The organism is Pseudomonas sp. EB271-G4-1, from assembly GCF_058791355.1.
In genome coordinates, this window is record NZ_JBYTEO010000001.1 from 197897 (window position 1) to 220539 (window position 22643).

The 22643-nt window shown below is 58.3% G+C and carries 26 protein-coding genes and 1 pseudogene; 10 read left to right on the forward strand and 17 right to left on the reverse strand.

What is annotated here, in order from left to right:
* Window position 1: 1 nt before the first annotated feature.
* On the forward strand, window positions 2-547 hold the full coding sequence (locus AC3WWR_RS00935) for a gamma carbonic anhydrase family protein (protein ID WP_008064772.1): 546 nt from the start codon (window positions 2-4) through the stop codon (window positions 545-547).
* A 28-nt stretch (window positions 548-575) separates the two neighbouring features.
* Window positions 576-1226, forward strand: coding sequence for an HAD family hydrolase (locus AC3WWR_RS00940; RefSeq protein ID WP_020798070.1), 651 nt, complete (start codon window positions 576-578; stop codon window positions 1224-1226).
* 166 nt (window positions 1227-1392) lie between these two features.
* On the opposite strand, the gene AC3WWR_RS00945 is transcribed toward AC3WWR_RS00940, so the two are convergent.
* On the reverse strand, window positions 1393-2460 hold the full coding sequence (locus AC3WWR_RS00945) for an aminopeptidase (RefSeq protein ID WP_020798071.1): 1068 nt from the start codon (window positions 2458-2460) through the stop codon (window positions 1393-1395).
* A 60-nt stretch (window positions 2461-2520) separates the two neighbouring features.
* Here AC3WWR_RS00945 and AC3WWR_RS00950 point away from each other — a divergent pair, with 60 nt between their 5' ends.
* Window positions 2521-2943, forward strand: a complete 423-nt coding sequence (locus AC3WWR_RS00950; RefSeq protein ID WP_033038893.1) for a PA0061/PA0062 family lipoprotein — start codon at window positions 2521-2523, stop codon at window positions 2941-2943.
* Window positions 2944-2983: 40 nt separating this feature from the next.
* Window positions 2984-3403, forward strand: coding sequence for a PA0061/PA0062 family lipoprotein (locus tag AC3WWR_RS00955; protein ID WP_033038895.1), 420 nt, complete (start codon window positions 2984-2986; stop codon window positions 3401-3403).
* Window positions 3404-3409: 6 nt separating this feature from the next.
* Here the strand turns inward: AC3WWR_RS00955 and AC3WWR_RS00960 are convergent, their stop codons facing one another.
* The gene (locus AC3WWR_RS00960; RefSeq protein ID WP_020798074.1) at window positions 3410-3643 is read right to left on the reverse strand and encodes a DUF1161 domain-containing protein; all 234 of its coding nucleotides are present in this window, start codon (window positions 3641-3643) and stop codon (window positions 3410-3412) included.
* A 163-nt stretch (window positions 3644-3806) separates the two neighbouring features.
* A complete protein-coding gene (locus AC3WWR_RS00965; RefSeq protein ID WP_020798076.1) occupies window positions 3807-4238 on the reverse strand; it encodes an OsmC family protein in 432 nt (143 codons plus the stop codon).
* A gap of 237 nt (window positions 4239-4475) precedes the next feature.
* Between AC3WWR_RS00965 and AC3WWR_RS00970 the strand changes: the two genes are divergently transcribed.
* A complete protein-coding gene (locus AC3WWR_RS00970; protein WP_020798077.1) occupies window positions 4476-5477 on the forward strand; it encodes an LLM class flavin-dependent oxidoreductase in 1002 nt (333 codons plus the stop codon).
* Window positions 5478-5556: 79 nt separating this feature from the next.
* On the opposite strand, the gene AC3WWR_RS00975 is transcribed toward AC3WWR_RS00970, so the two are convergent.
* Together AC3WWR_RS00975 and AC3WWR_RS00980 are read right to left on the reverse strand one after the other, a co-directional pair.
* The gene (locus AC3WWR_RS00975; RefSeq protein ID WP_492598402.1) at window positions 5557-5778 is read right to left on the reverse strand and encodes a DUF1161 domain-containing protein; all 222 of its coding nucleotides are present in this window, start codon (window positions 5776-5778) and stop codon (window positions 5557-5559) included.
* A 123-nt stretch (window positions 5779-5901) separates the two neighbouring features.
* Window positions 5902-6117 (reverse strand): dodecin, encoded by a 216-nt coding sequence (locus tag AC3WWR_RS00980; RefSeq protein ID WP_007940746.1) that lies wholly within the window; start codon window positions 6115-6117, stop codon window positions 5902-5904.
* Window positions 6118-6274: 157 nt separating this feature from the next.
* On the opposite strand from AC3WWR_RS00980, the gene AC3WWR_RS00985 reads away from it, so the two are divergent.
* Window positions 6275-6601 (forward strand): ElaB/YgaM/YqjD family protein, encoded by a 327-nt coding sequence (locus AC3WWR_RS00985; RefSeq protein ID WP_020798079.1) that lies wholly within the window; start codon window positions 6275-6277, stop codon window positions 6599-6601.
* Here the strand turns inward: AC3WWR_RS00985 and AC3WWR_RS00990 are convergent.
* Window positions 6574-7491: a LysR family transcriptional regulator gene (locus AC3WWR_RS00990; RefSeq protein ID WP_020798080.1), complete on the reverse strand. Its 918-nt coding sequence runs from the start codon at window positions 7489-7491 to the stop codon at window positions 6574-6576. The two genes, AC3WWR_RS00985 and AC3WWR_RS00990, sit on opposite strands and share 28 nt — an antisense overlap.
* Window positions 7492-7603: 112 nt before the next feature.
* Here AC3WWR_RS00990 and trpB point away from each other — a divergent pair, with 112 nt between their 5' ends.
* On the forward strand, window positions 7604-8839 hold the full coding sequence (trpB, locus tag AC3WWR_RS00995; protein WP_020798081.1) for a tryptophan synthase subunit beta: 1236 nt from the start codon (window positions 7604-7606) through the stop codon (window positions 8837-8839).
* Window positions 8839-9651: a tryptophan synthase subunit alpha gene (gene trpA, locus AC3WWR_RS01000; RefSeq protein ID WP_020798082.1), complete on the forward strand. Its 813-nt coding sequence runs from the start codon at window positions 8839-8841 to the stop codon at window positions 9649-9651. Before trpB ends, trpA begins: the two co-directional genes overlap by 1 nt.
* A 104-nt stretch (window positions 9652-9755) precedes the next feature.
* On the opposite strand, the gene AC3WWR_RS01005 is transcribed toward trpA, so the two are convergent.
* From AC3WWR_RS01005 to AC3WWR_RS01050, 10 genes are all read right to left on the reverse strand, one after another.
* Window positions 9756-11717 (reverse strand): DUF7844 domain-containing protein, encoded by a 1962-nt coding sequence (locus tag AC3WWR_RS01005; RefSeq protein WP_492598399.1) that lies wholly within the window; start codon window positions 11715-11717, stop codon window positions 9756-9758.
* A complete protein-coding gene (locus AC3WWR_RS01010) occupies window positions 11714-12034 on the reverse strand; it encodes a DUF2388 domain-containing protein (RefSeq protein ID WP_020798084.1) in 321 nt (106 codons plus the stop codon). The genes AC3WWR_RS01005 and AC3WWR_RS01010 overlap by 4 nt, the downstream gene beginning before the upstream one ends.
* Window positions 12035-12062: 28 nt before the next feature.
* The gene (locus AC3WWR_RS01015; protein WP_492598400.1) at window positions 12063-12380 is read right to left on the reverse strand and encodes a DUF2388 domain-containing protein; all 318 of its coding nucleotides are present in this window, start codon (window positions 12378-12380) and stop codon (window positions 12063-12065) included.
* 107 nt (window positions 12381-12487) lie between these two features.
* A complete protein-coding gene (locus AC3WWR_RS01020) occupies window positions 12488-12805 on the reverse strand; it encodes a DUF2388 domain-containing protein (RefSeq protein ID WP_008064820.1) in 318 nt (105 codons plus the stop codon).
* A 336-nt stretch (window positions 12806-13141) separates the two neighbouring features.
* Window positions 13142-13357 carry a DUF1127 domain-containing protein gene (locus AC3WWR_RS01025; protein WP_007902752.1) on the reverse strand — a complete coding sequence of 72 codons (216 nt, stop codon included), beginning with the start codon at window positions 13355-13357 and terminating at the stop codon, window positions 13142-13144.
* Window positions 13358-13676: 319 nt separating this feature from the next.
* A complete protein-coding gene (gene scpC, locus AC3WWR_RS01030) occupies window positions 13677-15170 on the reverse strand; it encodes a succinyl-CoA:acetate CoA-transferase ScpC (protein WP_492598401.1) in 1494 nt (497 codons plus the stop codon).
* A gap of 215 nt (window positions 15171-15385) precedes the next feature.
* Window positions 15386-16819, reverse strand: coding sequence for an NAD(P)(+) transhydrogenase (Re/Si-specific) subunit beta (locus AC3WWR_RS01035; protein WP_083349961.1), 1434 nt, complete (start codon window positions 16817-16819; stop codon window positions 15386-15388).
* The gene (locus AC3WWR_RS01040; protein WP_008064823.1) at window positions 16816-17172 is read right to left on the reverse strand and encodes an NAD(P) transhydrogenase subunit alpha part 2; all 357 of its coding nucleotides are present in this window, start codon (window positions 17170-17172) and stop codon (window positions 16816-16818) included. Before AC3WWR_RS01040 ends, AC3WWR_RS01035 begins: the two co-directional genes overlap by 4 nt.
* Window positions 17173-17183: 11 nt before the next feature.
* A complete protein-coding gene (locus AC3WWR_RS01045) occupies window positions 17184-18305 on the reverse strand; it encodes a Re/Si-specific NAD(P)(+) transhydrogenase subunit alpha (protein ID WP_020798088.1) in 1122 nt (373 codons plus the stop codon).
* 436 nt (window positions 18306-18741) lie between these two features.
* Window positions 18742-19641, reverse strand: a complete 900-nt coding sequence (locus AC3WWR_RS01050; protein ID WP_020798089.1) for a LysR family transcriptional regulator — start codon at window positions 19639-19641, stop codon at window positions 18742-18744.
* Between the two features lie 157 nt (window positions 19642-19798).
* Between AC3WWR_RS01050 and AC3WWR_RS01055 the strand changes: the two genes are divergently transcribed.
* Both AC3WWR_RS01055 and AC3WWR_RS01060 read left to right on the forward strand, forming a co-directional pair.
* Window positions 19799-20980 carry an acyl-CoA dehydrogenase gene (locus tag AC3WWR_RS01055; RefSeq protein WP_008064832.1) on the forward strand — a complete coding sequence of 394 codons (1182 nt, stop codon included), beginning with the start codon at window positions 19799-19801 and terminating at the stop codon, window positions 20978-20980.
* A 12-nt stretch (window positions 20981-20992) separates the two neighbouring features.
* On the forward strand, window positions 20993-22213 hold the full coding sequence (locus AC3WWR_RS01060) for a CaiB/BaiF CoA transferase family protein (protein WP_168757040.1): 1221 nt from the start codon (window positions 20993-20995) through the stop codon (window positions 22211-22213).
* Between the two features lie 208 nt (window positions 22214-22421).
* Here AC3WWR_RS01060 and AC3WWR_RS01065 read toward each other — a convergent pair.
* A pseudogene (locus AC3WWR_RS01065) lies at window positions 22422-22643 on the reverse strand (hypothetical protein); the annotation flags it as partial.

Sequence of the window (22643 nt, forward strand, 5' to 3'; positions counted from 1 at the left end):
CGTGTCCCTTCGCAAGTACCAGAACCACACGCCGTTGCTCGGCAAAGGCGCTTTTGTCGACAGTTCGGCGGTGGTGATCGGCGATGTTGAAATCGGCGAAGACAGCTCGGTATGGCCATTGACGGTGATCCGTGGCGACATGCACCGCATCCGCATTGGCGCGCGTACCAGCGTGCAGGATGGCTGCGTGCTGCACATCACCCATGCCGGGCCGTTCAATCCGGATGGTTTCCCGTTACTTATTGGCGACGACGTGACCATCGCCCACAAAGTCATGCTGCATGGCTGCACTGTGGGCAGCCGGGTCCTGATCGGCATGGGCAGCATCGTCATGGACGGCGCGGTGGTCGCCGACGACGTTATTATTGGTGCCGGAAGCCTGGTACCTCCGGGTAAACGCCTGGAAAGCGGTTTCCTGTATGTGGGCAGCCCGGTGAAACAGATCCGGCCACTGACTGACAAGGAACAAGCCTTTTTCACCTACAGCGCGGCGAACTACGTGAAGCTCAAGGATTTGCATCTGGCCGAAGGCTACGACCAGATCTGAAATGTCTCGCTATCGCCCAGGAATCTTCATGCATTACCAAACCGTTCTGTTTGACCTTGATGGCACCCTGACCGACCCGCGCGAAGGCATCACCCGTTCGATCCAGTTTGCCCTGGGTAAGCTGGGCATCGATGAACCCGACCTGACCAAACTCGAACACTTCATCGGTCCGCCCTTGTTACAGGCTTTCATGCAGTTTTATAGCTTTGACGAGCCCAGGGCCTGGGAGGCGGTGAACTTCTATCGGGAACGCTTCAAGGTTACCGGGCTTTATGAAAACCGCGTATTCGACGGTGTTACACCGCTGCTCGAAACCCTGGGTGGGCAAGGACGACAGCTGTACATCGCGACCTCTAAACCCTGGGTTTTCGCCCGGGAAATCGCTCGCCATTTCGACTTCGCCAAACACTTCAAGGTGATCTATGGCAGCGAACTGGACGGCACCCGGACCAACAAGGTCGAACTGATCGCCCACCTGATGGCCGAAGAAGGCCTCGACCCGGCCAGTACCCTGATGATCGGCGACCGTAAGCACGACCTGATCGGCGCGCGCAGTAACGGGCTGGATGCGGCAGCGGTGGGTTATGGGTTTGGTAGCCGGGAGGAGTTGAGTGCCGAAGCGCCAACTTATCATTTTGAAACGTTGGACGAGATGCATCAGGCGTTTTTGCGCGAGTAGGAGCGAGCGGACGGCGATCCGACTTGCCGGCGAAAAACGATGACGCGGGGCAACAGACACACCGCGGCGCCCAATTCGCCTATAGGAGCGAGGCTTGCCCGCGAAGAACGATAACGCGGTTCAACAGGTACAACCGCGGCGCCTGGTTCGCCGGCAAGCCTGGCTCCTACAATGCCTTCAATGCCGCTTTACGCTGTTCAACCGGCAACGCACCCAACTTTTCGACCTGTGCATAAAACTTCACCCAATCCCCACCTACTTGCCTGAACAACGCCGCAAACGCCGGCACCCATTGGTCATACAGACCGAACGGCAGCAATCGTGCATTGTTCATCGGCGCATTAATCCAAGCGTCGTAGCGTTTGTCCCCGGCCCATTGTTCATCACGCATCTGGCGGTATTCGGCGCGCAACTGTTCGAACGCCTCAGCTTTACGCTGGCGCATTTGTTCGGGCGGCAGCGGCAGGGTGTATAGCTTTTCAAGCCGGGTGCGGGTGTCCAGAATCAGCTGAATGAATTGGCCCCGTTGTTTCTCCTGTGTTCTGTTTACGGGTGGAAGGCTACGGTAAGCCCGCCATTGGCGGGTGCCTTCCTGCTCGACAAAGGTGGCGAATGACTCGTTGAACTCAGTGTCATCCTTCACATAAACACGCTGATGCGCGAGTTCATGAAAGATCAGCGTGGCCAGTCGTTCATCACCCCAGCCCATCATTGAGTTCATGATCGGATCGTTGAACCACCCCAGGGTCGAATAGGCCTCTACTCCACCGATGGACACGTCCATGCCTTGCATGCGCTGCAGCGCCGCCTCACCGCGAGCCGCACTCTGGCTGTAATAGCCGCGATAAGCCACGCAACCGGCGACGGGGAAGCAGTGGTTTTGTGGCTTCAGGGAAAATTCCGGTGTGACAAACACGTTCCAGACCACGTAGGGACGGCCAATGTCGGCATACAGGCGGTAACTCTGATTATCCGGCAGGTGCAGTTGCTGGCTGGCAAAGGTCCTGGCTTTTTGTGATTGGACCAGGTGCGCGCGCAATTTCTGATCGCGCTGTGGGTCGGCAATGACGCGGGCAACGGGTTCTCGGGCCCGCAGCAGTTGCAGTTGACCACTGGCCAACTGGCTGTAGTAGCTGACGCTGGAACAACCGTTGAGTAACAAAAACAGCACACCCGGAAACAAAATGCGTAAAACGCGATCAAGTAACCCAAGGCTTCGATGCGGCCTGATCAAAATAAAAAAATCCCTGGAAAGTCTGCTCGCAAGACTATCCCGCTTGACTGGAGCTCCGCTATGCGCAAGTTGATGCTGACGGGAGGCCTGCTGATGCTGGCCGGATGTGCTGGATTCGGATTACCTCGCCATGATCCGACGCAAGCCTGGATCGATCTGGAGTCACATCAGGAAGACACGGCCCTGCTGGCGTTTGAAGTGGACAACAAAGCGGCAACCGACAAGCGCTATTTCGAGGTTCAACCCGGCAGCCATGAGTTGACCGTTCGCTACCAGTTCCCCGTCCAGCCCACCAATATCGGTCCCGATGCGCAACCGCTGTGGCGAGACTGTCAGATGAATGTGAAATTCAACGACTTCAATGCAGGCGAGCGCTATCAATTGCAGGCGGGGAATATTGGTTTCCGGCCATGGGCCAAGCTGTATGATCAACAGCGAAAAGTGATTGGCCAGGGCACACCAGCGGGCTGTCAACGATCCTGATCGGCGCTATCCTGAATATCCTGACATAGGGATATTTATCATGCGCAGGTTGATGCTGTTACTGGCTGCAAGTGCCGTGGCCGGCTGTTCGACGCCTATGCCGGCGGCCAATCCGCACATGGCGTGGGTAGACTTCTCTACGCCATTTCCTAACGATAAATTGCTGATGGCGGAGCGACTGGATAACCAGCGCTTGCGTGACGGGCGTTTTTTCCAGGTCACTCCCGGTAGCCACGAGCTGACCGTGCGCTTCGATTTTGAAGTGCCAGGCGGGAGCTCGGACTTGTTCGGCGGTACTACGGAGCGGCTATGCTACATAATCGTTAAATACGATCATTTCGAAGCCGGTCAGCGTTATCTGTTACAAGCCCGTTCCATGGCGTTCACCCCTGAAGCGCGCCTGTATAACGCCAGGCGCGAGATCGTCGCCGAAGCGAGCCAGATCAACTGTGTGCCTTGATTCAGGTCAGCGGTCATTCTTCTGGTAGATGATTTTCTTGGTGCCGCCGTCGCAGGAGCCAACGACCATGTTCTGATCGTGCACTTCGTCGTTGGTAACGATTTCCAAGGTGTAGGACGTCACGCCTCGGGCCTGGATCTTGGCTTCGATTTCGGCCTTGAGCTCTTCACAAGGTTTGGGTGCCGCCAGGGCCGAAGTGGCCAGGGCGCAGCAGATAATCGCCAAGGTAAAACGTTTCATGGTTGAAGCTCCTTGAGGCAGCGCGCATAGGTCATGCGTTTGTGCTGCTGTCATTTATTCGACCACAGTTTTACCGGGCAAATCTGTTTCAAATCAAAAAAGATCGCAGCCTGCGGCAACTCCTACAGGATCAAGAGTTGCCGAAGGCTGCGATCATGCGAACTTAGTTGACCAGCGTCGCATCCAGGCTGATTTTCGCATTCAGCACCTTGGAGACCGGACAACCCTCTTTGGCCTTGTTGCTCAACTCATCGAACTGCGCCTGGCTCGCGCCGGGGATTTTTGCCTTGAGGATCAATTTCACGGCCGTGATCGCGAAACCACCTTCTACCTGGTCCAGGGTCACTTCGGCGTTGGTATCGATGCTGTCGGCCTTGAGGCCGGCCTCACCGAGAATCATCGAAAACGCCATGGAGAAACAGCCCGCATGGGCCGCACCGATCAACTCCTCCGGATTTGTGCCCTTTCCGCCCTCAAAGCGGGCCTTGAAGCCATAGGGCGCGTCCCTGAGCACACCGGTTTCGGTGGAAATCGAGCCGATGCCGGTTTTCAGATCACCTTCCCAATGGGCCGATGCTTTCTTGGTGATAGCCATGCCTGTCTCCTCAAGATCCGGCGCGAAGCGTCGCGCCGTTGTGGTTTCGGTCGTTAGGGTTCTGAGGGTAGACCGGGGAGCAAAGTTCAGCGCATCTGATCGTTCGGTTTTTTGTCGCTAAATTTCGCCTTGCTATTGAAACTCGGGTATATGCCCTCATTGCATGAAACACGCTTATGGATTCGGCAGGTTTTCGTTTGTAAAAAAACCTGCGCCCTCAATTGGAGAAGCAGGTTTATGAAACGACTGTCCGATATCAAGTTCTCGACCCTCGACCTGGTGCCCGTGCGCGAAAACGGCAGCGCCGCCCAGTCGTTGCGCAACTCGCTGGACCTGGCGCAGCACGTCGAGAAGTTCGGCTATAACCGCTTTTGGGTGGCTGAACATCACAACATGGACGGTATTGCCAGTTCTGCAACCTCCGTGCTGCTTGGCTATCTGGCCGGTGGTACGTCGACCATCCGTGTCGGGTCCGGTGGGGTAATGCTGCCAAACCATGCACCGCTGGTCATCGCCGAACAATTCGGCACGCTGGAAAGTCTGTATCCAGGGCGCATCGACCTGGGGCTTGGCCGTGCGCCCGGTTCCGACCAGATGACGGCCCGTGCGCTGCGTCGCGAACGTTCCGGCAGTGCCGACGACTTCCCGGAAGATGTGGCCGAACTGGTGCGTTATCTCGGCCCGCGCACCCCGGACCAGCGCGTCATCGCAATGCCGGGTACCGGCACGAATGTGCCGATCTGGTTGCTGGGCTCAAGCCTTTTCAGTGCGCAGCTGGCAGGGGAGCGCGGTTTACCTTATGCGTTCGCGTCACATTTCGCTCCGCGCTTCATGCATGAGGCCATTCGCGTCTACCGCAATCACTTCAAGCCTTCCGCCGTGCTGGACAAGCCGTACGTGATGCTTGGCGTGCCTCTGGTCGCCGCCGACACGGATGAACAAGCCGACTATCTGGCGACCTCGGTATTCCAGCGTATTCTTGCGCTGATGCGTGGTCAGAGCCTGGTGCAGCGCCCGCCGGTGAAGACGATGGACGGGCTGTGGTTGCCTCATGAGAAAGAGGCGGTCAGCGATTTCCTGGGATTGGCGATGATCGGCAGCCCGCAAAAAATCCGCGCCAAGCTGGACGTGCTGATCGAGCAGACCCAAGCCGACGAGCTGATTTTTACCTGCGACCTGTACGAACATGCGGATCGGCTGCATTCCTATGAGCTGCTGGCGCAAGTCATGAAGGGCTGAACACGTTGACCGCAAAAAAAGCCGACGCGATGGCGTCGGCTTTTTGCTGGCAATCGATTGGTGCTACCGTTTTCTGGTGCTACCGCTTATAGACTATTTCCTTGCTGCCCTTCTCGCAGGTGCCGACGATTTTCCCGCCAGACGCATTGCCTTTGTCGACAATTTCCAGCGAATAACCGGAGATGCCCTTGGCATCGAGCTTCGCTGCGATTTCGGCTTTCAATTCTTCGCAGGATTTGCCGTCAGCTAAGACAGTACCCGCCAGGCTCAACAAACCTACCGCCAAAATAAATTTCTTCATCGGTCGCATTTCTCTGGTCGGATCAAAAAAAGGCATCCAGCCATTGGCCGGAAACGCATCTAGCGCACTGCCATTCCTTATGGCATTCGGCCAGCGCTCAAGTTCAACAGACTAGAGCCAACGTCAGCTACTGGCAATCCGGAACCCGACCTTGAGCGTCACCTGGAAGTGCGCAGCCTTGCCATCCTTGATATGGCCACGGGTCTCTGTGACTTCAAACCATTCCATGTACTTGAGACTTTTGTTGGCCTCGGCCAGTGCGTTGTTGATCGCGTCTTCAATACTGCTGGTGGACGAACCGACGAGTTCCACTTTCTTATAGGTGTGATGGTCAGTCATGGCGTTCTCCTTAGGGTGTGAAATACAGCCTAGCAGTGATTTTCTGTCTTACTTCCTTCGGTCGTTGCGACATTGATACTCACATTTACTGCACTTTCTCGAGTCCCTGAAGTCCCAACCAACACACGCCACTCATCAACAATGCAGGAGAGCCACCATGGCCAACAGCTCGTTACGTAAAGCCTCATTGCAAAGCATGGAAGCGGAGATCGAGAGTCTGCTCAAATCCTTGGAAAGCCTGAAGGACGACGCCTCGGACGAGTCGCGTAAAACCCTCAAGGTGCTTAAAGGCAATGCCGAGAACGCTCTGAGGCATTCACGCCATCTGCTCTCGGATGCCTATGAAGAGGTCAAGGTCAAAACCCGTGAAACCGGAATTGCCACTCGGGATTACGCGCAGGAACACCCTTGGACGACTGCTGGTGTTGCCGTTGGTGCGCTGGGCCTGTTGGCGGCCTATTTGCTGTTTAAGCGCGGGGAATGATCTGTCTGGCGCAGCTCAGTCTTGAGCCATTGCGCCAGTTGCCTGGCGCGCCCGTCCGCGGCGCGCTTGGGTAGCCACAGGGCCAGTTGAGCGGGTGTTTCGCAAAATCCCCAAGGGGCGACCAGGCGACCCGCCTTCAGGTCCTCGGCCACCAGCGGCTCGGGAGCAATCGCAACACCCAGTCCGGCTACGGCCGCTTCCAGCAAATAATACAAATGCTCGAAACCTTGGCCGTACTTCAACGCTTTGGCGTCGAGGCCGCTTTGCTGCGCCCAACTGGGCCAGGCTTGCGGTCGCGAAGTGGTATGCAGCAAGGGTTCAGTGAGCAGCGCTGCAGCCGGCGCTGTTTCCAGGTGCTCATAACCGGCGAACCGTGGGCTCATGACCGGGCCGATCCGTTCGCTGGCCAGTTCGAAGACCTGCATATCAGCGGGCCAGGGCGGTTCGGCAAATACGAGCAGGGCATCCAGGCCGGGGCGACGGGGATCGAGATCGCCTTCGCCGGCTGACAGGTGCAGGCGCAAATCAGGCAGATCAGCGTTCAGTCGGCCCAGGCGCGGTATGAACCAGCGTGCCAGCAGGCTTCCTGAGCAGCCCAGGACGAACGGTGCATCGGCAGTGCTTTGCGTGAGCTCGGCGCACACCGTGCGCAGGCGTTCGAAGGCGTCGGCGCTGGCATCGCGTAAACGCATGCCGGCATCTGTGAGTTTCAGGCCACGGCCTTCCTTGGTGAACAGGCTCACCCCGAGGTGTTCTTCAAGCACCTTCAGTTGGCGACTGACAGCACCGTGGGTGACATGCAGCTGCTCGGCAGCCTGGCTGACGCTGTTCAGGCGGGCAGTGGCTTCGAAGGCGCGCAAGGCGTTCAGGGGTGGCAGATCGTGGCTCATGATATCTGTGAGTTTTCCTGACAGGTTGTGGCGATCTTATCGGTTTTCAGAGCCTGGCGTCAGGGGTAGAGTTAAGCCCATTGTCATATCACGCATTCAATTGGAGCGCCCCATGACCCAGACTAATCTGCGCAACGGCCCTGACGCCAACGGCCTGTTCGGCGCGTTTGGCGGCCGTTACGTCGCTGAAACCCTGATGCCACTGATCCTTGACCTGGCCCGCGAATACGAAGCGGCCAAGGAAGATCCGGCATTCAAGGAAGAGCTGGCGTACTTCCAGCGCGACTACGTCGGTCGTCCGAGCCCGCTCTATTTCGCCGAACGTCTGACCGAATTCTGTGGCGGCGCGAAGATTTATCTCAAGCGCGAAGAGCTGAACCACACTGGCGCGCACAAGATCAACAACTGCATCGGCCAGATCCTTTTGGCGCGACGCATGGGCAAGAAACGTATCATTGCCGAAACCGGCGCTGGCATGCACGGGGTGGCGACCGCCACCGTGGCTGCGCGTTTTGGCCTGGACTGCGTGATCTACATGGGCACCACCGACATCGAACGCCAGCAGGCCAACGTGTTCCGCATGAAGCTGTTGGGCGCTGAAGTGATCCCGGTCGTGGCCGGCACCGGCACCCTGAAGGATGCGATGAACGAAGCCCTGCGCGACTGGGTGACCAACGTCGACAGCACCTTCTACCTGATCGGCACCGTCGCCGGTCCACACCCTTATCCGGCAATGGTCCGCGACTTCCAGGCCGTTATCGGCAAGGAAACCCGTGACCAGTTGCAAGCCCAGGAAGGCCGCCTGCCGGACAGCCTGGTGGCGTGCATCGGTGGCGGTTCCAATGCCATGGGCCTGTTCCACCCGTTCCTGGATGACAAGAGCGTTGAGATCATCGGCGTGGAGGCGGCCGGCCACGGCATCGAGACCGGCAAGCACGCGGCCAGCCTGAACGGCGGCGTACCGGGTGTGCTGCACGGCAACCGGACCTTCCTGCTGCAGGACGACGATGGCCAGATCATTGACGCACACTCGATCTCCGCTGGCCTGGACTACCCGGGCATCGGCCCGGAGCACGCCTGGTTGCATGACATCGGCCGTGTCCAGTACACCTCGGTGACCGACGACGAAGCGCTCGCTGCATTCCACCAGTGCTGCCGTCTGGAAGGGATCATTCCTGCCCTGGAAAGCGCCCATGCCCTGGCTGAAGTGTTCAAGCGCGCGCCGACGCTGCCGAAGGATCACCTGATGGTGGTCAACCTGTCGGGTCGCGGCGACAAAGACATGCAGACCGTGATGCACCACATGGAACACTCTCAACACGAGCAATCCAAGCAGGAGAAACACTGATGAGCCGCCTGCAAACGCGTTTTGCCGAACTCAAGGAACAGAACCGCGCCGCCCTGGTGACCTTCGTCACCGCCGGCGACCCGGAATACGACACCTCCCTGGCGATCCTCAAGGGTTTGCCAGCCGCTGGCGCCGACGTGATCGAATTGGGCATGCCTTTCACCGATCCGATGGCCGACGGCCCGGCGATCCAGCTCGCCAATATTCGCGCGCTGGCGGCCAAGCAGAACCTGGCGAAAACCCTGGAAATGGTGCGTGAGTTCCGCAAGGACAACAACGAGACGCCACTCGTCCTGATGGGTTACTTCAACCCGATCCACAAGTACGGTGTACCGCGTTTCATCACCGATGCAAAAGAGGCCGGTGTCGATGGCCTGATCGTGGTGGACATGCCGCCCGAGCATAACGGTGAGTTGTGCGACCCGGCCCAGGCCGCCGGTCTCGATTTCATTCGCCTGACTACCCCGACCACTGACGATGTGCGTCTGCCAACAGTCCTTAATGGTAGCTCCGGGTTTGTTTATTACGTATCGGTGGCCGGTGTGACCGGTGCTGGCGCAGCAACCCTGGAACACGTCGAAGAAGCGGTCACTCGTCTGCGCCGTCACACCGATCTGCCGATCAGCATCGGTTTCGGCATTCGCACGCCAGAGCAAGCGGCGTCCATCGCGCGCCTGGCGGACGGAGTGGTGGTGGGTTCGGCACTGATCGATCACATCGCCAATGCCACGACGCCGGAACAGGCGATCGATGGTGTGCTGAGCCTGTGCTCGGCATTGGCCGATGGCGTGCGTAAGGCCCGCGTCAGCTAACGGAACAGTTGCTACACAGAGGAATCAAACCCTCTCGTCACAGGTTGATCAGCAAGACCGAGGGCTTCAGGACAATGTTCTGAAGCCCTTTTGCTTTTTTAGCCTCAAGGCAATTGAAGGCCACCTGCTGCCTTGTGCAATTTACGCAGATGCTCACCGATCTGTTTCACGTTGGCTTCGTTGGCCGCCATTTCCGCTGCGCGGTCTGGATCGAGCAGGGCCCGGACTTCCTTGTCCAGATCCCCGGTCAGTGCCTGAAGCTGCTTCTGCCGCAGGCTGGTCTCCGATTCCAGGCGTTGCCATTCAGCAGGTTGTGGCAAGCCATACCCGCCGCTGCCGAGTAATTCCGCCGGACGACTGAGGAAACCGCTGTTATCGAGAATTTGCCTCAGTGTCGCGTTGGCTTTGTCCATTCCGCCGTTTTTCAGGTCACGGGCACCCAAGTAACGTTGTTTGACTTCGTCCTGGGCCAGGAGCAACTGCTGGCGATAGCTTGCCTGTTCCAGCAAGAGCAATGCCGCGCTGGTGCGCAAATCTGCCTGATCGAACCATTGGCGGCGTTGTGCGGCGGTCAGGGACAGCCAGTCTTCGACCTTCTCCTGTTTGATCGGTAGCTGTTTTCTCAATACCTCGAACATTGCTTGATAGCGATCGCGGAAAGAGTCAAAGCGATAGCCCAGGCGAAGCGCCTCACGTGGATCGTCCAGCACGCTGGTATCCGCCAGACCGCGCCCCTTGAGCACCTCCAGCAAACCATTGGGCATGATGTTGTCCAGGGCAACCAGTTTTGAGTTGTTGGTGCCGCCACGCAATAACTTCAGCTCTTCGACAGCGCAGTTGTTCGACAGGAAGAAGTAGTTGCCGTCGTAACTCCAGTGCATCTCTGCGGCACGCTCCACCACGTTTTCAACCTCTTCACGAGACAGGTTCAGTGGCACGGAGGCGAGGCTGCGTAACTCGGTCTTGGTGTATTCGTCGATCACTTGGGCCAGCGGCAACACGAACAGGCGTGAGGGGTATTTACCCACCAGTCCATCCCAACTCGATAGTTGCACGTCGCCCACGAACGCACGGTAGGACAACACCAGGTGCTGGTCCAGGTCCAGGCGGCAATCCGGCCCGCGTGGCCGGCCAGGTGCACAGATCACCAGGCGCAACATGCTGTGGCCCCAACGGCTGACCCAGTTCTGATTGGCCTCTGCCAGTAGATAGTCGACGGCGTAGACCCGCTCCGGATCGACCTGGCCCAAAGGCGTCTTGGCAAAGTCATTGCCGGCGTTGAGGAATGCGAAGGTCTTGCCGCAATCGTTCTTGGCCGCAGGTGCCCAGCCGAAACGCTCCTTGTAGTAGCGGTACAGCGCAGGGCGACGACAGGCGTAGCTCGGGTCGAGGAGGAAATACTCCATGTTGACCGCGACGAATTCCTTGGGGCTGCTGGTCTCGTAGATATCCGGGCTGCGGGCGATCTGACGGTTGTGCTGTTCGCGCTCGCCCCGACGGCCAACGTACTGTTGCCAGCCGGCAAGGTCGAGCAGGCGCGGATCATCGCTCAAGGTAAAGCGTCTATCGGACTGCCCACGGCATTGATCGGGAATACCGATCAGCCCTGAACTGCCGCTGCGTTGGGTGCAGCGCTGGATCAGCGTGCGTTCCGCGTTTGGCCAGAGGCGCGAGCGATCATAAATATGGGTCAGCTCATGCAGCACCGTCGCGAGCATTTCCCGGCGCACAGTGCCATGGGGGCGATAGGTTTTCTTGGTGGAGGCGCTGCCATCGGTGAGGCTCGCCAACAAATTGCGATTCAGATCGAGTTCGGAAACCAGCGACGCCTGACCGTAGGCATCGCTGCGCATTTTATCGGTCCAGCCGACGTCGATACGCCGGTCGAGTTGCTCGATGAACCGTGGCGGCAATGCCTGCATGGCTTCATCAAGCAACGCCTGGCTGGCCCGCTGTTGCGCCGGGCTAAGGCCTTCGGTCTTGAGGTGTAGTTCGAGGTCGGCGTGGGCCGTGCTGCCAAACAGCAGCAGGGCCCCGGCCAACAGCCAGGAAGCTGGAGACCTCACAGTGCGAGGATGGCTTCGGCGAGATCCTGATCACTGGCATCGCGGGCTTCAGGAACGCGAGTGCGCAACAAATTGAGTGCAGATTCCAAGTGTGCACCACGAATATCGCCGTTGCTGGCGACGAAACTGGCGGCATCGTCCTGGGCTTCACGGACGATTTTAGAGTCTCGGATCGACGTCGTGGTGTCGGAAGTGAAATCCAGTGTGCGCTGGGTGGCACGAATGAGGATGTTGCTGGTGGCAACCAGGGTTTGGGCCTGGGCCACATCAGCCAACAACAATAGGCCAAGGGTGGCAACAATCAGCGGGTTACGCATGGAACGACTCCGGAGAAACATGGGATAACTATTGGACGAGAATTGCTCGTGCCAGTTCAAGGTCACTGGCATGAAGTTTTGGCTGGGCCTGGCGCAGGTAATCCAAGGCCGACTCCAGTCGTGCGCCTCTCATTCGACCATCACTGGCGATGAATACCGCGGCGTCATACCGGGCGTTGAGGAGCAGTTTATGATCGAAGGGGGCAGAGGTCACCAGGCCTGTGGCATAAACGCTAGCCACGATGCCTTGGGTAGACAGGTTAAACGCGTCGAAGGCATGGGCTGCCCCCGAATAGCAGGCTGCTAGAAAGACTGGAGCAACCAGCAGGTTTGAAAGAAAACGCATGAGACTCGACAGTTAAGTGTGAGTCCCAAGGCTAGCGCAAGGCCCGGGCTAGAGCCAGCGCTGAAACATTGGGACACGTCACGCGTGTCCCCCATCATGGAAAACGCTTAGATAGTCAGGATGGCTTGCGCCAGCTGGGCGTCTGTTGCATTCAGTTGCGGAGCCTGGTGGCGAATGTGATCGAGTGCACTTTCCAGTTTAACCCCACGGATCGAACCTTCGCTGGCGACGAAGCTGGCAGCGTCGTCACGGGCCGCGAGCACGATCTTGTCGTCCTTGAACGAAGACGTCACGTCGGAGGTGGCATCGGACGTGGCTTTGAGTGCACCGACGACGGCATCGGTGGTCACGATGAAGCTGGTGGCGTGGGCATTGGCAGCCACGGCAAGCAGGGCTGCAGCGCTGAGCAGACGAAGACGGGACATGGTGTAACTCCTTTGGATAAGACGATAAAGGTGGCGCAGTGTCTGGTGATTCAGACGCCAAACACTCGGGGGGCGCCACGTTCTGGCTTGATATTAGGCCTGAGCAGGTCGTTTCGAACAGCCTATAAGAGAAAAGGTTGCTAAAAATCAGTTCGAGCGGTCGATAGTCGATTGCAAACTGTAATGGTCTGATCCTGAACTATAAAAACTGTACCTGTTTGCGCATTGATAACACCTGAAACGACAAAGCCCGTCGTGGAGTCCCACGACGGGCTTTGTTTGTGCAATTCGGGTTGCTGGCGGTGGACCCTGCGGGTCAGAGCCAGCGACGCTGACTTAGCGCCAGAACGGCTTGCTCAGCTCTTCGTAGCGTTGTGCTTCGCTAATCCCGGCGTCAGCCAGCAGACGCGAATCCAGGCGAGCCAGTTGGTGGCGGCTGGAGATGCGGCGCTGCCACAGCATCAGGTTGGCGATAACGCGCAGAGGCATGGAAGCCTGGGTTTTTGCAGCAGTGTCTTCGAAGAACAGTTCGGAACTGAGTGTACGTTCCATGGTTTTCATCCTTCCGCTTATGGCGGGATTAGGTAGTGGCTTAACTGGTGCCCATGATCCTCTTGTTTGCCTAGTCTCTGTAGATACAGTTCATCTGTATTGTGAGAGCTCAGTTAACTGTTTATAGGGGGTGTACTGGTCAAAAATGAGGCAACTGTATCTATCTGCGCCATTATGGTGCGATTTTACTGATTTGGCGGAGTGGAGTAGGAAAATTCGGTAGGAAATGACCGGTACAGCAGTACAGTTTTTGTCAGATTACGAGGTGACAACAGCGAGCTGACGAAACTGTGTTTGCGTCAGCTGCCATCTGTATCAATTAAACAGCGATCATTCTCCCGGTTTCTTCCAGGTTCATGTGCCAGCTCAGTGCATCACGCAGGATATGGGGCGTGTGTCCGCCGATGGCGCAGGCGGCCGTGAAGTAGTCGTTCAGTGCCTGGCGATAATCTGGATGTACGCAGTTGTCGATGATGACGCGTGCCCGCTCCCGGGGTGCCAGGCCGCGCAGGTCCGCCAGGCCGACTTCGGTGACGAGGATGTCGACATCATGTTCGGTATGGTCAACGTGGCTGACCATCGGCACCACGCTGGAAATCGCCCCGCCCTTGGCGATCGACTTGGTGACGAAAATCGCCAAGTGCGCGTTGCGCGCGAAGTCGCCCGAGCCGCCAATGCCGTTCATCATCCGCGTGCCGCAGACATGGGTGGAGTTGACGTTGCCATAGATATCGAATTCAAGGGCGGTGTTGATGCCGATGATGCCGAGGCGGCGGACCACTTCCGGGTGGTTGGAGATTTCCTGAGGGCGCAGCACCAGTTTGTCCTTGTAGCGCTCCAGGTTGCCGAATACGTCAGCGTTGCGGCGACTCGACAAGGTGATCGAACTGCCAGAGGCAAAACTCAACTTGCCGGCATCGATCAAGTCGAACGTCGAGTCCTGAAGCACCTCGGAGTACATGGTCAGGTCTCCGAATGGCGAATCGATCAAACCACACATCACGGAGTTGGCGATGGTGCCGATCCCGGCCTGCAGTGGGCCGAGCTTGTTGGTCATGCGTCCCGCGCCGACTTCTTGCTTGAAGAAGTCGATCAGATGATCGGCGATCGCTTGGGTATCCACGTCCGGTGGCAGCACGGTGGACGGTGAGTCGGACTGATTGGTGACCACGATCGCGACGATCTTTTCCGGTGGAATCGGGATGGCGGTGCTGCCAATGCGATCGTCGACCTTGACCAAGGGAATCGGCGTACGGGTCGGGCGATAGGTCGGGATATAGATGTCGTGCAGACCTTCGAGGTTGGGGTTGTGCGCCAGATTGATCTCGACGATCACGTGCTTGGCGAAAATCGCGAAGCTGGCCGAGTTGCCCACGGAAGTGGTCGGCACGATATGACCTTGCTCGGTAATGGCCACGGCTTCGATCACCGCGATGTCCGGCAGCTTCAGTTGCTGGTTGCGCAATTGCTCGACGGTTTCCGAGAGGTGCTGGTCAATGAACATCACATCGCCAGCGTTGATCGCCTTGCGCAAGGTGCTGTCCACCTGGAACGGCATGCGTCGTGACAATACGCCGGCTTCTGTGAGCTGTTTGTCGAGGTCGTTGCCCAGGCTGGCGCCGGTCATCAGGCTGATCTTCAGCGGGGAGGCTTTGGCCCGTTCGGCCAGTGCGTGGGGCACGGCCTTGGCTTCGCCGGCACGGGTGAAGCCGCTCATGCCGACGGTCATGCCGTCCTCAATCAGAGCGGCAGCCTCGGCGGCGCTCATCACTTTATCCAACAACGAAGGCAGGCGAATACGGTCACGGTACATGGATTGTTATCTCGGGCAACGGGTAGCAGGACATGCAGTCTATTGAATTTCACGGCGCTGTGTCCCGCTACCAAGGTCGCAAACGAGGTGTCTATTCCGGTGCTTTCAGACAAAACACCGTTACCGTTTCGGTAACAACGCGACGGTTTGACCATTGATTTGCACAAACAAAAACGCCCCGACGAGTCGGGGCGTTGTGGCACTGCGAAACGGTCTTACTCGACGGCTTTAACCATGTCTTCGATGACTTTCTTGGCGTCGCCGAAGACCATCATGGTTTTGTCCAGGTAGAACAGCTCGTTGTCCAGGCCGGCATAGCCGCTGGCCATCGAGCGCTTGTTGACGATGATGGTCTTGGCCTTGAACGCTTCGAGGATCGGCATGCCGGCAATCGGCGATTTCGGATCGTTCTTCGCCGCCGGGTTGACCACGTCGTTCGCGCCCAACACCAGTACCACGTCGGCCTGGCCGAACTCGGAGTTGATGTCGTCCATCTCGAACACCTGGTCGTAAGGCACTTCGGCCTCGGCCAGCAGTACGTTCATGTGGCCAGGCATGCGACCGGCAACCGGGTGGATCGCGTACTTCACGGTCACGCCACGGTGGGTCAGCTTCTCGGTCAGTTCCTTCAGCGCATGCTGGGCCCGCGCTACCGCCAGGCCGTAGCCCGGAACGATGATCACGGTGTCGGCGTTGGTCAGCAGGAAGGTTGCATCGTCAGCCGAACCGGATTTCACCGGACGCGCTTCTTTCGAGCCTGCAGGGCCTGCGTCCGCCGTGTTGCCGAAACCGCCGAGCAATACGTTGAAGAACGAACGGTTCATCGCCTTGCACATGATGTACGAAAGAATCGCGCCGGACGAACCGACCAGCGAGCCGGCAATGATCAGCATCGAGTTGTTCAGCGAGAAGCCGATACCCGCCGCCGCCCAGCCCGAGTAGCTGTTGAGCATGGACACGACGACCGGCATGTCGGCACCGCCGATCGGGATGATGATCAGCACGCCAAGCACGAAGGCCAGCGCCAGCATCACGGCGAAAGCGGTGTAGTCGCCGGTGAGCATGAAGGTCACGCCCAGGGCCAGTGTGGCCAGGCCGAGCAGCAGGTTCAGCTTGTGCTGACCGCCAAACTGTACTGGCGCGCCCTGGAACAGGCGGAACTTGTATTTGCCCGCCAGTTTGCCGAAGGCAATGACCGAACCGGAGAAGGTGATCGCACCGATGGCAGCGCCGAGGAACAACTCCAGGCGGTTACCGGCGGGGATCGCATCGCCGAGGTTCTGGACGATACCCAGCGACTGTGGCTCGACCACGGCGGCCACGGCGATAAACACCGCCGCCAGGCCGATCATGCTGTGCATGAAGGCGACCAGTTCGGGCATCTTGGTCATTTCAACGCGTTTGGCCATGATCGTACCGACAGTGCCGCCGATCAGCAGGCCGACGATCACGTAGACGATACCGTCGTGGGCCAGCTCGGCGCCCAGCTTGTAGATCAGGCCAACCGTGGTGAGGATCGCCAGGCCCATGCCGAGCATGCCGAACAGGTTGCCGCGACGCGACGTGGTTGGGTGCGAGAGTCCCTTGAGCGCCTGGATGAAGCAGACCGAGGCGATCAAATACAGGGAAGTAACCAGATTCATGCTCATGCTTGCTGCACCTCAGCCTTGATTGCTTCGGCCTTGGCTGCCGGAGCTTTTGCTGGAGCCGCTTTCTTCTTGAACATTTCCAGCATGCGCCGGGTAACCAGGAAGCCACCGAACACGTTCACTGCGGCCAGGGCCACGGCGAGGGTGCCCATGGTCTTGCCCAGTGGGGTCACGGTGAGGGCGGCAGCCAGCATGGCGCCGACGATGACGATGGCCGAGATCGCGTTGGTCACGGCCATCAGAGGGGTGTGCAGTGCAGGGGTCACGTTCCAGACCACGTGGTAGCCGACATAGATGGCCAGCACGAAGATGATCAGGTTGTAGATACCGTGAGAGATCAGCATGTCTTCCATTGTTTTTATCCTCAGCCGTTCTTGCGCACGATCTGGCCGTCGCGGCACATCAGGCACGCGGCGACGATATCGTCTTCAAGGTTGATCACCAGTTGTCCTTCTTTATCGAACAACAGTTTCATGAAGTCCAGCAGGTTGCGTGCATACAGTGCCGAGGCGTCGGCAGCGACTGCGGCCGCCAGGTTGGTCGGGCCAACGATGGTCACACCGTTTTCGACAACCACCTGGTCGGCCACGGTCAGCGGGCAGTTACCGCCTTGGGCAGCCGCCAGGTCGATGACCACCGAGCCCGGTTTCATCTGTGCCACGGTCTCTGCACTGAGCAGCGTCGGTGCCTTGCGACCCGGAATCAGCGCCGTGGTAATGACGATGTCAGCCTGTTTGGCGCGTTCGTGCACGGCCACGGCCTGGCGCTGCATCCAGCTGGCAGGCATCGGGCGAGCGTAACCGCCGACACCGACAGCGCATTCACGCTCTTCATCGGTCTCGTAAGGCACGTCGACGAACTTGGCGCCCAGGGATTCGATCTGTTCTTTTACCGCCGGACGCACGTCAGACGCTTCGATCACCGCACCCAGGCGCTTGGCCGTAGCGATGGCCTGCAGCCCGGCAACACCGGCGCCGAGAATCAGCACCCGCGCCGCTTTCACGGTGCCCGCGGCGGTCATCAGCATCGGCATGAAGCGCGGATAGTGATGAGCGGCCAGCAACACGGCTTTATAGCCGGCGATGTTGGCTTGCGAGGACAGCACGTCCAGGCTCTGTGCGCGCGAGGTGCGAGGAGCAGCCTCCAAGGCAAAGGCAGTAATGCCGCACTCAGCCATCTTGGCGATGGTTTCGTTGTTGAACGGATTGAGCATCCCCACCACAACGGTGCCGCTCTTAATCAGCGCAAGCTCGCTGTCGCTGGGGGCGACCACCTTCAAAATCAGCTCTGCACCAAACGCCTCGCTGGCACTGCCAATGGCCGCGCCTGCGGCTTCATAGGCACTGTCGACAACACTGGCATTGACGCCGGCGCCGCTTTGTACAGTGACCTTATGACCCTGGCCGATCAGCTTCTTGATGGTTTCGGGGGTTGCAGCAACCCGTGTTTCACCGGTCTGGGTTTCGAGAGGAACACCAATGTGCACGTCAAATCTCCTGCGTGATCTTATTGAGTAAACCCATGCACTACGGATGGTGCGGCTGGGGCGGCCGATCAGCACGACCCCGCTAAATTCAGGCGGGGCGCGGCATTTTGCAGGCGAACTTTGTGCCCTTACAAGGGATTATGACGGGTGACGGAAAATTAACTACAAGTCACCCCGTGACCGAATGTCGCAACCAAACGGCTCAATCCCTTGTAGGCCGTGCCTTTCGGGCATTTTGGCGCAAATCCAACAATTTACACATCGGCCATATGAATGATGCGGAATCGACCTGGAATAGTGGCGCAAAGCCGCGTCTTCAGGCGCTTGTGGCACGTTTGTACTGCTTCGTCGTACAGTTTCTCTCTATGCGACAATTACTTATATCTGTAGGGTTTTCAGTTTTCTGACTACGAGGTCAGATAAGTTCTGCAGGCCTTTATCCTTCTAGGCTGTAGCCATGGGCCTGATTTACCAGCCAGTCCCGAAAAGCCCTTAAAGACGCCGATTCGACCTTTCTCTCCGGAATCATCAGGTAATAGGCCTTTATGCTGGAGAGCGCCTGCGGGTTGGCGATCACCAGGCGAGCCTCGGCCAATTCGCGCTGAATCAGGAACGGCGGGATCAGTGCAATCCCCATGTCGTGCATCGCCGCCTGGGCCAGCATGGAGAATAGCTCGTAGCGCGGCCCTGTCATGTCGCGTGGGACGTTCAGGTGCTGAGAGTCGAACCATTGGCGCCAGGCGTAGGGGCGGGTGGTCTGTTGCAGAAGGGGAAGGTCGGCGATTTCAGCGGCTGTCAGGGCATTTTTTTGGCCCAATAGGTTGGGGCTGCACACGGGCATCGGATTTTCGCCCATCAGCCTGTGGGATTCAGTACCCGACCAATCCGCATCACCGAAGTAGATCGCTGCGTCGAAATCGGTGTCGGCAAACAGAAACGGCCGTGTGCGGTTGGTCAGGTTGACTGTTACTTCCGGGTGTTTCTGTTGAAAGTCCTTGAGCCTGGGCAGCAGCCACTGGGTCCCGAACGTTGGAACTACGGCCAGTTCTATGACGTTGGCCCCCTGTTGGCCCATCACGGACAGGGTGTCGCGCTCAACCGCATCGAGTTGGGTGGCAACCCGGCGACTGTAGGAAAGACCCGCCTCCGTCAGCTTGACCCCGCGTCGGGAGCGTCGGAACAGTTCCACGCCCAGGAACTCCTCGAGGCTGGCGATCTGTCGACAAATTGCCCCTTGGGTCAGCGAAAGCTCCTGGGCTGCCTTGGTAAAGCTTTCATGGCGGGCGGCGGCTTCAAAGCTGATCAGGGCCGTTGTACTGGGTATTTTCCTGCGCATGTACGTCAACCTCACTAATACATCGCCTTAAATGGCTTTTGCGACATCTCGGAGTGAGAAATTAGCACAACAGTATGCGAAATCCTCGTTTGCCCAGACGGCGAACCCGGCCTAGGATCACTGCACGTTATTTGACCTGTTTCGAGAGGACACACTCATGGCCGGTAAAGCTAGCTTCAACTGGATCGATCCCCTGCTGCTGGATCAACAGCTCACCGAAGAAGAGCGCATGATCCGCGACACCGCTGCGCAGTTCGCTCAGCAGAGTCTCGCGCCGCGTGTGCTCGAAGCCTTCCGCCATGAAAAGACCGATCCGGCGATCTTCCGTGAAATGGGCGAAGTGGGTCTGCTGGGTGCAACCATTCCCGAGCAGTACGGTGGCAGCGGCCTGAACTACGTCAGCTACGGTTTGATTGCGCGTGAAGTCGAGCGCGTCGACTCCGGCTACCGTTCGATGATGAGCGTGCAATCCTCGCTGGTAATGGTGCCGATCAATGAATTCGGTACTGAAGCCCAGAAACAGAAGTACCTGCCAAAACTGGCGTCGGGCGAGTGGATCGGCTGCTTTGGCCTGACCGAGCCAAACCATGGCTCCGATCCAGGTGCAATGATCACCCGTGCACGGAAAGTGGAAGGCGGCTATAGCCTGACCGGCAGCAAGATGTGGATCACCAACAGCCCGATCGCCGACGTATTCGTGGTTTGGGGCAAGGACGATGCCGGCGACATCCGCGGCTTCGTTCTGGAGAAGGGCTGGAAAGGCCTGAGCGCTCCGGCGATTCACGGCAAGGTTGGCCTGCGGGCATCGATCACCGGCGAGATCGTCATGGACAACGTGTTCGTTCCGGAAGAAAACATCTTCCCTGACGTCCGAGGCCTGAAAGGTCCTTTCACCTGCTTGAACTCGGCCCGTTACGGCATCTCCTGGGGGGCGCTGGGCGCCGCTGAGTTCTGCTGGCACACCGCTCGCCAATACACCCTGGATCGTCAGCAGTTCGGTCGCCCATTGGCCGCTACCCAGTTGATCCAGAAGAAGCTGGCCGACATGCAGACCGAAATCACCCTGGCGCTGCAAGGCTGCCTGCGTCTGGGGCGCATGAAGGACGAAGGCACCGCGGCGGTTGAAATTACCTCGATGATGAAGCGCAACTCCTGCGGCAAATCCCTGGATATCGCGCGCATGGCCCGCGACATGCTGGGCGGTAACGGTATCTCGGATGAATTCGGCGTTGCTCGTCATCTGGTCAACCTGGAAGTGGTGAATACCTATGAGGGTACGCATGACGTCCACGCGCTGATCCTCGGTCGCGCTCAGACCGGCATCCAGGCGTTCTATTAATAGGAGAACGTCATGGGCGCGCTTTCACATCTACGGGTACTGGATTTATCGCGGGTGTTGGCTGGGCCATGGTCCGGCCAGATCCTCGCCGACCTTGGCGCTGAAGTGATCAAGGTCGAGCGTCCGGGCAATGGCGATGACACGCGCGCCTGGGGCCCTCCGTTCCTCAAGGACGCCTATGGCGAGAACACCAGCGAGGCTGCCTATTACTTGTCGGCCAACCGCAACAAGCAATCGGTCACCATCGACTTCACGCGTCCAGAGGGGCAGAAGCTGGTGCGTGACTTGGCGGCCAAGTCGGACATCCTCATCGAGAATTTCAAGGTCGGCGGTCTGGCGGCCTACGGTCTGGACTATGAGTCGCTGAAAGCGATCAATCCTGATCTGATTTATTGCTCGATCACCGGGTTTGGGCAAACCGGTCCCTACGCCAAGCGCGCAGGTTATGACTTCATGATCCAGGGCCTTGGTGGCCTGATGAGCTTGACGGGTCGACCTGAAGGCGAAGAGGGTGCTGGGCCGGTCAAGGTGGGTGTGGCGCTGACGGACATCCTCACGGGGCTGTATTCCACTGTGGCTATCCTGGCCGCGCTTGCGCATCGAGACCACGATGGTGGTGGGCAGCATATCGATATGGCATTGCTGGATGTTCAAGTCGCCTGTTTGGCCAATCAGGCGATGAACTACCTGACAACGGGCAATGCGCCAAAGCGCCTGGGCAATGCACACCCGAACATCGTGCCTTATCAGGACTTCCCTACGGCTGATGGCGACTTCATCCTGACGGTCGGGAATGACGGGCAGTTTCGCAAGTTTGCCGAAGTGGCTGGGCAGCCTCAGTGGGCGGACGATCCGCGTTTTGCAACCAACAAGCTGCGGGTGGCAAACAGGGCGGTGCTGATCCCCCTGATCCGTCAGGCTACGGTGTTCAAGACTACCGCCGAATGGGTCGCTCAGTTGGAACAGGCCGGTGTGCCGTGTGGCCCCATCAATGACCTGGCTCAGATGTTTGAAGATCCGCAGGTCAAGGCGCGCGGGTTGGCCATCGAGTTGCCTCACGTGCTGGCTGGCATGGTGCCCCAGGTGGCCAGTCCTATACGGTTGTCCAAGACGCCAGTGGAGTATCGCTATGCACCGCCTTTGCTGGGCGAGCATACGCTGGAGGTTTTGCAGCGGGTGCTGAGTCTGGACGCTGGGGCCGTGTCTGCACTCAGAGATTCGGGAGTCCTCTGATAGGCCCTTCTATATAGAGGAGTGCTTAATCCTCTATATAGGTTTCAATCTGAGTTTTTGGCGCTTGCTGCAAGTTGTTGATAGAAAAGCGGAATCAATGCTTGACGGCAGATTCTGGAAGCCTATAATTCGCCCCACTTCCGGTGCAGTCGAAACGGAAAACTCCTTGGTAAGCAACGAGTTAGGCAGTTTTCGGCAGCAGGTTGCTTCAGCTCATCGAAGCGCCAAGGACGTTGAAAAAGAGGTGTTGACAGCAGCGTGTAACGCTGTAGAATTCGCCTCCCGCTGATGAGAGATCTGAAGCGCAAGTGGTTGAAGTTGTTAAGGATTCCTTGAAAACTTCTGAAAAATACCACTTGACAGCAAATGAGGCTGCTGTAGAATGCGCGCCTCGGTTGAGGCGAAAGATCTTAACCAACCGCTCTTTAAC

Coding starts and splice junctions, on each gene's coding strand:
- AC3WWR_RS01040 (WP_008064823.1), bottom strand. CDS start 17,172: ATGGAAGACATGCTGATCTCTCACGGTATCTACAACCTGATCATCTTC.
- AC3WWR_RS01020 (WP_008064820.1), bottom strand. CDS start 12,805: ATGTCCCGTCTTCGTCTGCTCAGCGCTGCAGCCCTGCTTGCCGTGGCT.
- AC3WWR_RS00955 (WP_033038895.1), top strand. CDS start 2,984: ATGCGCAGGTTGATGCTGTTACTGGCTGCAAGTGCCGTGGCCGGCTGT.
- AC3WWR_RS01055 (WP_008064832.1), top strand. CDS start 19,799: ATGGCCGGTAAAGCTAGCTTCAACTGGATCGATCCCCTGCTGCTGGAT.
- AC3WWR_RS00950 (WP_033038893.1), top strand. CDS start 2,521: ATGCGCAAGTTGATGCTGACGGGAGGCCTGCTGATGCTGGCCGGATGT.
- AC3WWR_RS01010 (WP_020798084.1), bottom strand. CDS start 12,034: ATGCGTAACCCGCTGATTGTTGCCACCCTTGGCCTATTGTTGTTGGCT.
- AC3WWR_RS00985 (WP_020798079.1), top strand. CDS start 6,275: ATGGCCAACAGCTCGTTACGTAAAGCCTCATTGCAAAGCATGGAAGCG.
- AC3WWR_RS00960 (WP_020798074.1), bottom strand. CDS start 3,643: ATGAAACGTTTTACCTTGGCGATTATCTGCTGCGCCCTGGCCACTTCG.
- AC3WWR_RS01015 (WP_492598400.1), bottom strand. CDS start 12,380: ATGCGTTTTCTTTCAAACCTGCTGGTTGCTCCAGTCTTTCTAGCAGCC.
- AC3WWR_RS00965 (WP_020798076.1), bottom strand. CDS start 4,238: ATGGCTATCACCAAGAAAGCATCGGCCCATTGGGAAGGTGATCTGAAA.
- AC3WWR_RS00970 (WP_020798077.1), top strand. CDS start 4,476: ATGAAACGACTGTCCGATATCAAGTTCTCGACCCTCGACCTGGTGCCC.
- scpC (WP_492598401.1), bottom strand. CDS start 15,170: ATGTACCGTGACCGTATTCGCCTGCCTTCGTTGTTGGATAAAGTGATG.
- AC3WWR_RS00940 (WP_020798070.1), top strand. CDS start 576: ATGCATTACCAAACCGTTCTGTTTGACCTTGATGGCACCCTGACCGAC.
- AC3WWR_RS01060 (WP_168757040.1), top strand. CDS start 20,993: ATGGGCGCGCTTTCACATCTACGGGTACTGGATTTATCGCGGGTGTTG.
- AC3WWR_RS00975 (WP_492598402.1), bottom strand. CDS start 5,778: ATGAAGAAATTTATTTTGGCGGTAGGTTTGTTGAGCCTGGCGGGTACT.
- trpB (WP_020798081.1), top strand. CDS start 7,604: ATGACCCAGACTAATCTGCGCAACGGCCCTGACGCCAACGGCCTGTTC.
- AC3WWR_RS01050 (WP_020798089.1), bottom strand. CDS start 19,641: ATGCGCAGGAAAATACCCAGTACAACGGCCCTGATCAGCTTTGAAGCC.
- AC3WWR_RS00980 (WP_007940746.1), bottom strand. CDS start 6,117: ATGACTGACCATCACACCTATAAGAAAGTGGAACTCGTCGGTTCGTCC.
- trpA (WP_020798082.1), top strand. CDS start 8,839: ATGAGCCGCCTGCAAACGCGTTTTGCCGAACTCAAGGAACAGAACCGC.
- AC3WWR_RS01035 (WP_083349961.1), bottom strand. CDS start 16,819: ATGAGCATGAATCTGGTTACTTCCCTGTATTTGATCGCCTCGGTCTGC.
- AC3WWR_RS00990 (WP_020798080.1), bottom strand. CDS start 7,491: ATGAGCCACGATCTGCCACCCCTGAACGCCTTGCGCGCCTTCGAAGCC.
- AC3WWR_RS01025 (WP_007902752.1), bottom strand. CDS start 13,357: ATGGAACGTACACTCAGTTCCGAACTGTTCTTCGAAGACACTGCTGCA.